This is a genomic window from Candidatus Aquarickettsia rohweri (assembly GCF_003953955.1).
Classification (GTDB): domain Bacteria; phylum Pseudomonadota; class Alphaproteobacteria; order Rickettsiales; family Midichloriaceae; genus Aquirickettsia; species Aquirickettsia rohweri.
Genome location: NZ_RXFM01000024.1, coordinates 1 through 13,856 on the forward strand (window position 1 = coordinate 1; position 13,856 = coordinate 13,856).

Consider the following 13,856-nt stretch of genomic DNA (forward strand, 5'->3'; position numbering starts at 1 on the left):
TTTTTTTCTAATAGCATCATTAGCCTCTATTTTTTTAGGCTTTTGTTCTACCACTTATTTTTATTCTTGCCTAGATGCCCTTATTTTAGCGCTTACGTTTATATTGATTATGTTCCTCAACTTGTTGATGCTTTGGGTGGTGTTGCAAAGAGACCATTAAGCGGCGTGTATGATGGTGCTATGCAAGCTGCTGATGGCTTTATGAAAAATCAAATTTATGGCTCTAGGTTATATCAAGCATTGGATAAAAATGTATTATCACCTATAAAGCAGAGAATGGGCCTATTACATTATGTTGATAGAGCTTCTAATAAGTCATTTGGCACAAAAAAAGATTCTGTAATAAGTTCAGTTAGAGGATTACAGGATTTAGCTAAGAATTTTGATGATAAATATAATATAACTACTCGTAAAGGACAAAATAATGAAGAGGATAAAAAAGGTTTATGGGATAGGTTTACGGGTGATCCTAAAGATGAATTAGGAGTTTATAATATTACAAAAGAGAAAGAAAAAGTAGGTAAGCAATTAACAAAACTTAAAAAAACAGGGGAATTATTTGGTAAAGAATTTGGTAAATTAAAGCAAGCTATGAAAGATAGGAAAAGTAGAAAAATAGATGCTAAGAATAGAGATTTAATGAAAAAGATGCTTGATGAAGATAAAAGTATATTAGATAAGAGTGTTGAAAATTTAGATGCAAGGCATGGACAATTAATAACAGAAAAAGGTGCTGTTCTAGATTCAAAACAATTACTTGAGGGTAAATTAGATGAGATAGAAAAGAGTCAAAATAAATTAAGTCAGGGAGAAGTTGAATTCGATCAAGCAAGACGTAATCTGGATGATATTCAAAGGCAAGATGATGAATTAATGGCTTTGAAAGATCAACGTGATCCACTTAATGTAAGTAATATTGAAGAGAGATACCAGGAATTGCTTCAAGAAAAATATGGTGACCAAGAAAGAATTTTAGCTGAAAAACAACAACAAATAGAACAAGATAGATTATTATTAGAGCAAGAAAGAGAAAATTATGCTAAACAGCTTGAGACACATCAACAAAATGTTGAAGATTATCAAAAAAGTGTAAGTGCATTTGAAGAAGATAGACGTTTAGTTCAGGAGCAATATGAATTATATGAAGAGCAACAAAGAGTTCTAGATGGAGGAATGAGTAAATATGAAATAGAGGAAAATTTAAATCGTACATATGAAGGAATGAATCAAGCAGTTGACTCATTCCAAAGCAGACAGCAAGAGCTCTCTACTTCTCAAGTTCAATTAGAAGAACAATTAAGGCAGCTGGATGAATTGAATAAGCAATTAGAACAACAGAGAGAATTATCTGAACAACTTGCTCAGGAAATACAAAATAAAAAAGATGAACCACTTGGTGATCAAGACGAAGGAGAGAGATTAAGGTTAAATGATGCATTAGAAAAAAGATATGCAGAGCAACAAGTCCAGATTGAGCAATTGCAGACAGAATTGGATCAAGGAAGAGAAACTTATAACCAAGAGTATGAATATCAGGCTCAAAAATATGATCAATATTCTCAAGATATGGCAAGGGATCAAGATGAACTTGCTAATACTCAATATGCATATGAGCAACAAAAATCAGAATATGAAAATCTTCCTCAAAGCTCAATCGAAGGAAGGTGGGATTCAGATGAATTACAGCTTGAGCCTCAATCTACATCTGGTCAAGAGATTCATCATGAAGAAACAGCAATGGAAAAAATAGCAAAGATACAAGAAGAAACTGAAAGATATCAGCAAAAAATGGATCAAATGAAAAAATTAGAAGAAGAGATATTTGAGGAAAGTAGCAGGATAAAGTAAAGAAAGTATCGTGATATATAATAAAGCTAATATCATAAATAGATAAATGAAATTTTTGGAGTGTTTTAACAAATGTGAATTTGGGTTTTTAAGTTATAGTTAATTTTAAAATATTTAGTGTTGAAAGTATATTGGCTAAATAATTACAACTCTATTTCTAATAACAATTAGTAAACTATTCCAATATCATTGACATGATTGTTTATTTTTTGATTTTGTTAAATATATAAATAATAAATTAAATCCTAATTATGTACTTAATAATGTTTAGAATTAAAGCTATTTTCCAAGAAAATGATGTTATTTTATATAATTGCTTGCAAGAGTTGCAAATGTTTATTATAAATTCAAGGTAAAGTAATTTTCATAAAAACATCTAAAATTATGATTGATAATCCATGGGATAATAATTCAAATTCAAAAAATTCCCAAGATAAGAATATAAATGAAGGTCCTTTTACAAAAAAGAAAAATTTTACTAAATTTAATAATAATATGAATAAAAGTCATGGCTTTCGTTTTATATATATTACATTAATTGGTCTGCTTATATTGTGGTTATCTACTGGATTTTTTACTGTTGATACAGATGAAGAAGGAATAATAATTAGATTCGGAAAGTATAATAGAGAAGTTAAGCCTGGATTAAATTATAAGCTACCTGATCCTATAGAATTAGTTGAAAAAATTAGTGTTACTAGAATTAAAAAAGATATAATAGGTAAGATAACTAGTCCTATTGGGTTTTCTAAAAACGCTTATTTAAGCAATGCTGATAATCAACAAAATGAAAATGATTTAAGCTATCCTAAAGAAAGTCAGATGTTAACAGGTGATGAAAATATTATTGATATGCATTTTTATATACAGTGGAAGATAGGTAATGCAAAAAATTATTTATTTAATATAAAAGATAGTAAAACAGATAATATTGTAAGAAGTGCTGCAGAAAGTGTAATGAGGCAAGTTATAAGTGAGGTAACGTTATCTGAAGCCTTATCAGAAAAAAGGTTATTAATTGAAAGGGATGTAAAAAATGATTTACAAAAAATTATGGATTCTTATCAATCAGGAATTGAGATAATTAGTGTGGGAATTTTATATAGTTATGTTGGGCCAGAGGTGAGAGATTCATATCGTGATGTTCAATCTGCAAAAGCTGATAGAGAAAGATATATAAATCAAGCGCAGGCTTATAGAAATGAAATTATACCTAAGGCAAAAGCTGAGGCTGCAGCTATAGTCGAACAAGCTATTGCTTATAAAGGATCTGTAATATCAAAAGCTTATGGTGATGCTAATAAATTTAATGAGATTTTTAAAGCTTACTCAATAGATAAAAACATAACAAAAAAAAGAATGTATTTGGATACGATGGAAAAAATTTATAAAGATACAAATAAAGTTATTATTGATAAAGAAGTGTCAAATAAAATTCTTCCATTTTTGCCGTTAGATAAATTTAATAACAATACTAAATAAGAAAGAGGTTCAATGAAAAAGATTAAAGGTAGTTTATTAATTATTCTTTTAATAGTAGTTTTTCTTTTAGCCAATTCATTATATATACTAGATCAAAGAAAAACTGCAATTATAATACAATTTGGTGAAGTAATTGGAGAGCAACTAGAGCCTGGTTTAAAATTTAAGTTACCATTGATACAGGAAGTTAGATTTTTTGATAAAAGAATACAAACTCTAACTTTTAAAATGAGTGAAAATAGTGAAGTTGTTGCTTTTGATCAAAAAACTATGAAAGTAGATGCATTTGCAAAGTATAAAATTACTAATCCAAAGCAATTTTACGAAACAATGTATGATGATAGTAAATTTAGAATGAGATTGGAGTCTATAATTGAGTCTGGTATAAGAGAAGTTATTGGTAGGGTTAAGTTTATTGAAATTCTAGGTTCAAAAAGAAATAAGATTAGAGAAGGCATTATAGATATAGTAAATAAAAACATTAATAATTTTGGCGTTGATGCAATTGATGTTAGACTTATTAGAGTTAATCTTCCTGATAAAGCTAGAAAAGCTGTATATGAAAGAATGATTACTGATAGACAGAAAGAAGCAAAGGAAATTAGAGCAATAGGGCATCAAGAAAGTGATATTATAAAAGCAAAATCTGATAGGGAAAAGACAATAATTATTGCTGAAGCAAATAAAAGTGCGGAAATAATTAAGGGGCAGGGAGATGCTGAAGCAATTAGTCTATATGCAAAAGCTTATGGTAAAGATAGAGACTTTTATGAATTTTATAAATCTTTGGAAGTATATAAAAATTCTTTGGATAAAAATTCTTCATTAGTAATGTCATCAGATAATAAGTTTTTAAAATATTTGAATAATTAAATAAATTTTAAAATTATATTTGAGTGAAAAAAATTAATGTAGGAATAGTATTTGGAGGGGTATCTGCTGAACATGAAGTTTCAATTAAATCTGCTATTTCTATAATTAAAAATCTTAAATTAAACAAGTATCATCCTATTCCTATATATGTTGATATAAAAGGTAATTGGAATGTTATAGATTTATTAGCAGGGTCAAATGATTTAATTTTGTATTTACAAAAATGTATAAGTGAAATTAAAAATCAGCTTCAGGATAACAATAAAACATCATATTTTATTGATTCTAACAAATTAAAGCAGTTAGTAGATGTGATTTTACCAATAATTCATGGCAAAACCGGTGAGGATGGGATTATGCAAGGTTTTTTTGAGCTATTAAATTTACCTTATGTTAGTTCAAATGTTGTGAGTTCATCCATTACTATGGATAAGGAATTTACCAAGATATTACTAAAAGAAAAAGGGATTCAAGTTGTTCCATATATAAGCATTAAAGAATATCAATATAACGATAAAGAAAAAAAGAATGATTTAATAGAGAGTATTAAAAAGAACTTTTTTTTTCCAATTTTTGTAAAACCTTCGAATTGTGGTTCAAGTATTGGAATTCAAAAAGTTACAAACTTAGATGGCTTGAAAAAAAGTATTGCTAATGCATTTAGGTATGATAATAAAATTTTAATTGAACAAGGAATTGATGCAAAAGAAATAGAGATATCTGTACTTGAAAATATCGAAGATTATGAACAACCTTTAGTAAGTATACCGGGAATAATTATACCAAATGATGAATTTTATACTTATGAAGCTAAGTATATAATGAAAGATGGTGCTAAATTTGAAATTCCTGCATTAATAGATGATAATTTATCAAATTCTATTAGATATCAAGCAAAAAATATATTTAAAATATTAGAATGTAATTGTCTTGCAAGAGTAGATTTTTTTCTGGAAAATAACACTAATAAGTTATTTTTTAATGAAATTAATACCATTCCTGGATTTACTGAAATTAGTTTATATCCCAAGCTTTTAGATGATTATGGTATAATATATAGTGAATTATTAGATAAATTAATTGCTTTATCTTTTAAAAAGCATAAGCATAATAATATAAAGAATCATAATTCTATTGATATATTAAATTATGTTAAGTAAATAGTAAAATAAAATGGATGCTGTAAATGTTATTAGTTATATTGTAGCTGCGTATTTTGGTATAATAATAGGTAATTTTGCAACTTCTTTTTACTTTAGAATTCCAAGAAATATTTCTTTATTTGGTCTTAAACATATTAATTCAGTGTCTCCACAATGCTCTAAATGTAATCATTACTTAAAGTTAAAAGAGTATTTGCCAATTATAGGTTTTATTAGTTGTAAAGGTAGATGTAATTATTGTGGCAACAAGATTGATATTTGTTATTTAATTATAGAAATTTTCTCACTTTTATTATCATTGATTTGTTACTATTATTTTTATTTTTTAGATTGGTATATAATTTTTTTACTATTTGGGATAGTATCATCAATAATGTCTTTAAGCTTATATAACAATATAAATGTGAGCTTTAAATTTATATTCTTCAGTATATTTTTGTCAATTATATATGATACACTTCTTAATTTGACAATTTATGATTGGGTTTTTAAGGTTGCCATTAGTTCAATACTATATTCTTTATATATAAATTTTTCTTATAAGTATAATTTTAAAAATTTAGATTTAGAATTAATTAAAATTATATTGGTAGCTTTTTTCTGGTTTGATTTATTGTTTATAATACCTTATACCATGCTATTAGTTGCAAGTTATTTTTTGTATGTTAATCTTAAAGTAATGTTAGTAAGGCATTTTTACTTTGCTAGCTATGTTTTAATATTTTTAACTATATTAATAAATCATTTAATGAGGTTGTAGTTAATTTGAGCGAAGATATTAATAATAAAAGCTTATTATTAGATAATGATTTTTATCAAAGATCATTAAAATGGTTTTTGTATAAATATGTTAATATAAATGCTACATTAAGGTTGCTGCTTATTGTTGTGGTTATATTTTTTATTGCTGCAATGTTAATTATTAATACTGCAAATTTAACTAAAGAATCACATAGATATCCATTTCCAATATATTTTAATAATGAGGTTAAATATTTTCCAAAAATACAGTCCATAGGAAATAAAAACGAAAATATAAATTTATCTGTAGCAAAATACTTAATAATTAATTATCTTAAAATGAGAGAAGAATTTGATGAAAATTCACTGATTCCAGAAAAATTAAATGAAAAACTAAACTATGTTAATAATGTATCGTCGCTTAAAGTATTTCAAAAATATTTTAAATTTATTAACATTGATGATAATCCTGATAGTCCATTGTTGAAATATAGGTATAAAAATAGTAGAATCATTACAATTGACAAAGTAGTGTTTTCAAAAGATGTAATAGGTCCTTCTTATGCTCAAGTATACTATAAGGTTCATTCATTAATTGATAAAAAGGAAAATATTGAAAACAAAATTGCAGAAATTACTTTTTTTATGTCTGAAATAAATAAAAAATTTATTGATTCGAAACAGGACTTAAATTTTTTAATAACCGATTACAAAGATTGATAATTGTTATATTTAATATGAAAAAGATATATTTTAAATTTTTAATGATCATTATGTTAACTAGTTACATAATTGATATTAATGCAACAGTGATGCCAAGGGCTATTGGAGGAGAGGAAAGGATAAAGATTATAAATTATATTCCTAATTCAGTTTTTAGGTATATTGGACATTATTATTATCAAACAATTATTGAATTTTCTTTAGATGAAGAGATACAAACTATAACTATGGGAACTAAAACTCCATGGCAAATTGTACCAGCCGGCAATAGAATTTTTTTAAAGCCAGTGGAAGAAGATGCTACTACAAATATGACTGTTATTACCAACAAGAGAATGTATTTTTTTGAAATGCATGCTAAGCATGCAGATAGTATTAATGATCCTGATTTAGCTTTTATAGTAAAATTTGTATATCCTAGTGAAACTAATTATTCTTCAGTTAAACAAGTGAGTTATAATTCTGGCCCAAATTTAGCTCAGCCGGAGCTATATAATTTTCAATATAAGATTAGCGGTAACGCTGCGAATATAGAGCCTATACAAATTTTTGATGATGGTAGTTTTACTTACTTTAAATTTAGAGAAATTAATGCTGAGTTACCAGCTATATTTTTGGTTGATAATAAAGGTAGTGAAGCTTTAATTAATTATAGGGTTGAGAAGGGCTATGTAGTTGTTGAAAGAGTATCTAAAAGATATACTTTAAGGCATGGAAATGATGTTATTTGTGTTTTTAATGAAAAACCATTATTGAATAATAAAATAACTCAAAAAAAGTAATTTTATAAATATCTATTTTTGTTGTACAATATGCAATATATTGCTAAAGGCTTAAAAAATTTTTTGGCTATTATTATAATTTTTCTAATAATTTTCATTTTAATTTCTGTTATAACTTTTAATATTAATGATCCCTCAATATTAAATGCCAAAAATAATGCTAATATAGGTAATTTTTTTGGTATATACGGTGCTGATGTATCTAGTTTTTTAATCCAAATTTTTGGTATATCTTTTGTTTTCCCAATAATTTTTTTTCTAATCTTATCTATAAAAATATTGTGTAAATTACCTATTAAAAATTTTATTTTAAGATTTATATTGATGTTAATAGGAACAATATTATTTTCCACAATTTTATCATTAATTATAAAATCTAAAGTAATTAACAATATAGGTTGGGGAGGTGTATTAGGAGATTATTTTAAACAGATATTTTTAATGTATTTTGAAAAACAAGTATTATTAATTTCAATTTTATTGATATTTATTGTAAATTTAATTTTAAGTTTAGGTTTAAAATTTCATGAGTGGAGGTCAATATTTAAATATTTGATATTAGGTATAAAAATATTTTTTAAATCTATAAGGTTTATTATAGGAAAGCTTTCTAGTCAAAGAGCTAAATTTAAAATAGAAGATCAAAATGAAAATGATTTTCAAAAAAATGAAATCAAGGATATTAAATTAAAAACAGAAAGTTTAAAACATCAGGTTGTAGATGTAGATAAATTTTCAAATCAAATTAATTTGCCGCCTATTGATATTTTAAATAAATTTACAGAATCTTCTAATTTTAAATTTAATAAAGATAAGATTAAAGGAGAGCTGGATAAATTAAAGAAAACATTAAAAGATTATAGTGTCAAAGGTGAAGTTATAAATTACAGTGTTGGTCCAGTTGTAACTTTATTTGAATTGGAGCCTGCAGCTGGTACCAAGGCATCTAGAGTTATTGGGTTATCTGATGATATTTCTAGATCAATGAGTGCGGTTTCAACAAGAATATCAGTTATTCCTGGCAAAAATGCTTTAGGAATAGAAATACCTAATGATAAAAGAGAAATAATATATTTAAGAGAATTGGTAGAAAGTAATGAATATAAAATTAATAAGCATAAATTACCTCTAATTTTAGGTAAATCTATTAGTGGATCACCAATTATTACAGATTTAGCAAAAATGCCACATTTATTGGTAGCAGGTACTACTGGTTCTGGAAAATCAGTAGCTATTAATACTATGATTTTATCTCTGTTGTATTCTTGTACAATAAAAAGATGTAGATTTGTTATGATAGATCCTAAGATGCTAGAATTGTCAGTTTATAATGGGATTCCACATTTATTATCACCAGTTGTTACTGAAGCCAAAAAAGCAGTTGGTGCTTTAAAGTGGGTAGTACAAGAAATGGAGAGAAGATATAGAGCAATGGCTTCTCTTGGAGTGAGAAACATTATAGGATTCAATGAATTGTTATTAGATGCAGCTAAAAAAGGTACGACACTCAAAAAGGTTATTCAAACTGGTTTTGATAGTCAAACTGGTGAGCCAATATTTGAAGAGGTAGATTTAGGAAATGAAGAATTGCCATATATAGTTGTGATAGTTGATGAAATGGCAGATCTAATGTTAGTTTCTGGAAAAGAAATTGAAGGTTATATTCAAAGAATTGCTCAGATGGCTAGAGCTTCTGGTATACATTTAATTATGGCGACACAAAGGCCATCAGTAGATGTTATTACTGGTGTAATAAAAGCTAATTTTCCTACAAGAATAAGTTTTCATGTAACGTCAAAGATTGATAGTAGGACAATTTTAGGAGAGCAAGGAGCAGAGCAGTTATTAGGTATGGGTGACATGCTATATATGATGCCAGGTGGCAATATAACTAGGGTGCATGGTCCTTTTGTCACTGATGTTGAAGTTGAAAATGTTGTGAAATATCTTAAAAAAAACAAATTAACTGATTATGATGTAGATTTTAATTCTCTTAATATTTCTAATGATGATAATAATGGAGATATAAATTCAAGTTTTGATATAGGAGAGAATAATGATTTATATCAACAAGCTGTAAAAATAGTTTTAGAAGAAAAAAGGCCAACTACAAGTTATATTCAAAGAAAATTAAGAATAGGATATAACAAAGCATCTTCGTTAATTGAACAAATGGAAAAAGAAGGTATAATAAGCCCTCCAAATTCACAAGGTAAAAGAGAAATTTTAAGAAATCAGTAAATAATAAGTGAAAAAAATAACCTCGTTTAACATATCATCAGTAAAACTATTTAATTTATTTGTTAGCATATTTATTGTTTTATTTTTAAATATACCTTTATGGTCATTTCTCTATAAGCTATCTACAGATAATCTTATTTCAATAAGCTTTTTATTATCATTTTTTATCGCATTAATTTGTTTTATTTATGTTGGAATATCACTTTTTACTTTTCCATATATACATAAAATTTTCTTATCTTTCATATTGGTTTGCTCAGCTTTAGCACAATATTTTATGCTCAAATACGGAGTGATAATAGATAGTTATATGATTCAAAATGTTTTTGAAACTGATTTTAAAGAATCTTTGGAATTAGTATCGTATAATATGGTTTTAAATGTTTTATTTCTTGGTATATTACCTTTGCTAGCTATTTTTATGGTAAAGATTAAATATCCAAATAAAATTTTTGATTATATTAAATTTTATCTTTATGGGTTATTAGCATTAGTAATTTTCACTTCAATTATATTTTTTCAATATAAAACTTTTGTTTCAGTTTTTAGAAATCATAAGGACATTATATTTAGGATTATTCCAAATAACTTTATAAATGGTATATACCAAAACGTTATTTTAATGTTACCAACGGAGAATAAAAAACAAATTTCAAGTGAAGCGCATAAGAATAAATCTTGTAAAAATCATAAAAATAGAACGGTGTTTGTTTTTGTTATTGGTGAAGCTGCAAGGGCTGATCATTTTTCACTTAATGGATATAGTAAAGAAACCAATCCAAATCTCAAGAAGCAAGGAGTGATAAATTTTGAGAATTTTTACTCATGTGGTACAAGTACTGCAGTTTCTGTACCATGTATGTTTTCTTCTCTTGATAAAGCTAATTTTAGTAAACAAGATTTTAAATATAATGATAATTTAGTAGATTTGATAAAAAAATCAGGTTTTAAGGTTTTATGGGTAGAGAATAATGGTGGTGGATGTAAATCTGTATGTGATAATATTAATACTATTCAAATGCAATCTGTTGAAGTAAATAATAGCATCAATAATGAAATCTTTGATGAAGATATGTTAAAAATTTTAAAAGATTTTATAAATAACAATAAAAAAGATGATTTGTTTATTGTGTTGCATCAAATGGGTAGTCATGGGCCTGCATACTATAAAAGAACTCCGAAAAAATTTCAGCAATTTCAGCCAATTTGTGATTCTATAGAACTTCAAAAATGTTCTTCAGAAGAAATAAAAAATAGTTATGATAATACCATATTGTACACGGATTATTTTTTATCAGAAATTATTGAAATATTGAAAGAAAAGACAGAAGTTAACACAGCTATGTTTTATGTTTCTGACCATGGCCAATCTTTAGGTGAAAAAGGGATATATTTACATGGTATGCCTTATTTAATAGCACCAAAAAATCAAAAACATATTCCTATGTTAATGTGGTTGTCTAAAAATTTTACAAAGGAATTTAATTTAGATACAAATTGTTTAGAAAGTGTTTCAAATAATCATTTATCTCATGATAACCTTTTTCATTCAATTTTAGATTTACTAAAGATAGATACAAACATTAAAAATCAAAAATTTATCTTTAATCATTGCAACTAAAATTTTTTTAAAAAAGAAATTTCTGGACTTTTATAATAAAATGATTATTATTCGCAATGAAATTTATTAATTGCAAATGAAATACTTACTTAACTTAATACCTATTAAAAAAGATGAAATTTCAAGATTTATTGTTATTTCGCTTATGATGTTAATGATACTTTTTATATATAGCATTGAGAGAACTGTGAAGGATACAATAGTAATAAATGAAATGGGTGCAGAGCTAATAAGTGCAATTAAGCTATATTGTACAATGCCTATAGCTATTTTAATGATGCTAATTTATGCAAAATTATCTAATGAACTAAATAAAACAACAATTTTTCATTTATTTAATGGATTTTTTATCACATATTTTTTAATTTTTACATTTGTCATTAATCCTAATATTTCTTATTTTCATTTTGATTTTAATGGAACTAAGAATAATTACCCATATTTAAGTTATTTTATAGCTATAATTGAAAATTGGTCATATTCATTATATTTTGTGCTTGCAGAATTATGGGGCAGTGTAATGCTTTCACTTATGTTTTGGCAAACAGCAAATCAGGTATTTAAAATTACAGAAGCAAAAAGATTGTATCCACTGTTTGGATTAGTAGCACAATTAGGGCTTATTACATCAGGAGGATTGTTAAGATTATTTTCTAATAAAAATATTTGTAAAAGTGGTTGGCAACAATCACTAGAGTATATAAATTATTCAGTGTTATTTGCTGGAATATCGTTATCAGTATTGTATTTTATTTTAACAAATGTACTTGTTTCTAAGGATATAATTAATGCTGAAACTATTAAGAAAAAAAAGAAAGAAGGATTTATTAAAAGCTTAAAACATGTATTTACATCAAAATACATAGGTTTAATTGCTTTATTAATTTTGTGTTATGGAATTTCTATAAACATAGTTGAAGGAGTTTGGAAAGCACAAGCTGGTGCTGTATATACAGATAAACAAGACTATGCTAGATTTATGTCGAATTTGCAAACTTATACTGGCCTTGCAAGTATGTCTGCTATGTTATTTGGTAGCTATATATTAAGTAAAATTTCTTGGAAAACAGCAGCTTTATTGACACCTATTATAATTTTAATAACTGGTGTAGCATTTTTTATTTTTTCTATATATCAGATGGAAATTGTTGAAGTAATTCCATTTTTGACTTTGGCACCTATTGTAGTTGCGGTTTTTATAGGTTTGATGCAAAATATACTTGGTAAGGCAACTAAATATGCCTTTTTTGATGCAACAAAAGAGATTGCATATATTCCTTTAGATGAGTCTTTAAAATCGAAAGGTAAGGCAGCAGCTGATGTAATTGGTGGTAGACTTGGAAAGTCTGGAGGAGCGCTTATACAGCAATTTTTACTAATATTAGCACTAATATTTAACCCATCATTAGTTAGTTTAGAACCTGGTGAAGCATTAATATCCCTTTCATCAATTTTATTTATTATATTTTTGGTAATAATGATAATTTGGTTATTGTCAGTTGGGGTGCTTTCAAAAGAGTTTAATAAATTAACTAAAAATAAGAAAGATTAATAAACTTAGGTGATTTCAAGTTAAAAAGAAACTAAAATATATAAGATTGAAAAGTATTATATATAACAATATTAAATTGTAGTGAGTTATAAATAATAAGGGTAGGTAATTGATTTTTCTTCATAATGATTTTAACAGCAAATTAATAAGAGGTCAAATATGAATAATTTAAGTTATAGTCAAGCATCAATTATAGGTATAACTGCAGGAATTTTTATTCCAATTGTATACTCAGCTTATGACTATTTTTATAAAAATAAATTTATTTCCAACGATCATTATAGTAAAGTTAGTGATTTTTCTCCTAATGATGTATGCACTATATTTCAGAAGCAATGGGGTGTTACTAATGCTAGTAGTATAAAGCCTATACTCTCTACTATAAATGTTGGCCCATGTGTTGTTATTGCAATTTTTGAGGAAGACATTAGCAATTCGACTTTTAATAAGGCTGCTCTATTTCATTATGATGACAATACCAAGCGTGAGGATCTTAAAAAAATTTTAGATATTTGTATAGAAGTTTTTAATTTTGATCTTAATGCTTTAAAAGTATTATTAATTGGAGGATGGAGCAAAATTCCTGAATCAAAAAAAGTAAGCGCTAAAATAAGGGCATCTAGGCAAGAATAAAAATAAGTGGTAGAACAAAAGCCTAAAAAAATAGAGGCTAATGATGCTATTAGAAAAAAAGAAAAAAAGAATAAGTAATGAAAAATGGAAAGAGCTAGTAGAAGAATATAAAAAAAGTAATGTAAGTAAATATGAATTTTGTAAGCAAAAGAATGTGCCGAGAAGTACATTTTATAAATGGCACAGAATTCTTGTAG

Annotated in this window: 12 protein-coding genes; all 12 read left to right on the plus strand. The window is 26.1% G+C overall.

Going from position 1 to position 13,856, the window contains the following annotated elements; genetic code table 11:
- Positions 1-66 precede the first annotated feature (66 nt).
- Positions 67-1,848 carry a coiled-coil domain-containing protein gene (locus EIC27_RS02460; protein WP_126044569.1) on the plus strand — a complete coding sequence of 594 codons (1,782 nt, stop codon included), beginning with the start codon at positions 67-69 and terminating at the stop codon, positions 1,846-1,848.
- A 384-nt stretch (positions 1,849-2,232) separates the two neighbouring features.
- Positions 2,233-3,330, plus strand: coding sequence for an FtsH protease activity modulator HflK (hflK, locus tag EIC27_RS02465; protein WP_126044570.1), 1,098 nt, complete (start codon positions 2,233-2,235; stop codon positions 3,328-3,330).
- A 12-nt stretch (positions 3,331-3,342) separates the two neighbouring features.
- Positions 3,343-4,203: a protease modulator HflC gene (gene hflC, locus EIC27_RS02470; protein ID WP_126044571.1), complete on the plus strand. Its 861-nt coding sequence runs from the start codon at positions 3,343-3,345 to the stop codon at positions 4,201-4,203.
- A 23-nt stretch (positions 4,204-4,226) separates the two neighbouring features.
- Complete coding sequence (locus tag EIC27_RS02475; protein ID WP_126044572.1) at positions 4,227-5,363, plus strand: D-alanine--D-alanine ligase family protein; 1,137 nt, start codon at positions 4,227-4,229, stop codon at positions 5,361-5,363.
- A gap of 13 nt (positions 5,364-5,376) precedes the next feature.
- A complete protein-coding gene (locus EIC27_RS02480; RefSeq protein ID WP_126044573.1) occupies positions 5,377-6,126 on the plus strand; it encodes a prepilin peptidase in 750 nt (249 codons plus the stop codon).
- A gap of 5 nt (positions 6,127-6,131) precedes the next feature.
- Positions 6,132-6,827 (plus strand): VirB8/TrbF family protein, encoded by a 696-nt coding sequence (locus tag EIC27_RS02485; protein ID WP_126044574.1) that lies wholly within the window; start codon positions 6,132-6,134, stop codon positions 6,825-6,827.
- Between the two features lie 17 nt (positions 6,828-6,844).
- Positions 6,845-7,612 (plus strand): P-type conjugative transfer protein VirB9, encoded by a 768-nt coding sequence (virB9, locus tag EIC27_RS02490; protein ID WP_240627069.1) that lies wholly within the window; start codon positions 6,845-6,847, stop codon positions 7,610-7,612.
- A 30-nt stretch (positions 7,613-7,642) separates the two neighbouring features.
- A complete protein-coding gene (locus EIC27_RS02495) occupies positions 7,643-9,853 on the plus strand; it encodes an FtsK/SpoIIIE family DNA translocase (RefSeq protein WP_126044575.1) in 2,211 nt (736 codons plus the stop codon).
- 7 nt (positions 9,854-9,860) lie between these two features.
- The gene (locus tag EIC27_RS02500; RefSeq protein ID WP_126044576.1) at positions 9,861-11,474 is read left to right on the plus strand and encodes a phosphoethanolamine transferase; all 1,614 of its coding nucleotides are present in this window, start codon (positions 9,861-9,863) and stop codon (positions 11,472-11,474) included.
- 76 nt (positions 11,475-11,550) lie between these two features.
- Positions 11,551-13,026: an Npt1/Npt2 family nucleotide transporter gene (locus EIC27_RS02505; RefSeq protein WP_126044577.1), complete on the plus strand. Its 1,476-nt coding sequence runs from the start codon at positions 11,551-11,553 to the stop codon at positions 13,024-13,026.
- A gap of 159 nt (positions 13,027-13,185) precedes the next feature.
- Complete coding sequence (locus EIC27_RS02510; RefSeq protein WP_126044578.1) at positions 13,186-13,659, plus strand: hypothetical protein; 474 nt, start codon at positions 13,186-13,188, stop codon at positions 13,657-13,659.
- A gap of 43 nt (positions 13,660-13,702) precedes the next feature.
- A partial coding sequence (tnpA, locus tag EIC27_RS08110) for an IS66 family insertion sequence element accessory protein TnpA (RefSeq protein WP_410519450.1) occupies positions 13,703-13,856 on the plus strand: 154 nt, incomplete at its 3' end.

Excerpts from the sequence above, each read along its gene's own strand:
- EIC27_RS02480 (WP_126044573.1), top strand. The coding sequence starts at position 5,377 with ATGGATGCTGTAAATGTTATTAGTTATATTGTAGCTGCGTATTTTGGT.
- EIC27_RS02510 (WP_126044578.1), top strand. The coding sequence starts at position 13,186 with ATGAATAATTTAAGTTATAGTCAAGCATCAATTATAGGTATAACTGCA.
- EIC27_RS02505 (WP_126044577.1), top strand. The coding sequence starts at position 11,551 with ATGAAATACTTACTTAACTTAATACCTATTAAAAAAGATGAAATTTCA.
- hflC (WP_126044571.1), top strand. The coding sequence starts at position 3,343 with ATGAAAAAGATTAAAGGTAGTTTATTAATTATTCTTTTAATAGTAGTT.
- EIC27_RS02495 (WP_126044575.1), top strand. The coding sequence starts at position 7,643 with ATGCAATATATTGCTAAAGGCTTAAAAAATTTTTTGGCTATTATTATA.
- hflK (WP_126044570.1), top strand. The coding sequence starts at position 2,233 with ATGATTGATAATCCATGGGATAATAATTCAAATTCAAAAAATTCCCAA.
- virB9 (WP_240627069.1), top strand. The coding sequence starts at position 6,845 with ATGAAAAAGATATATTTTAAATTTTTAATGATCATTATGTTAACTAGT.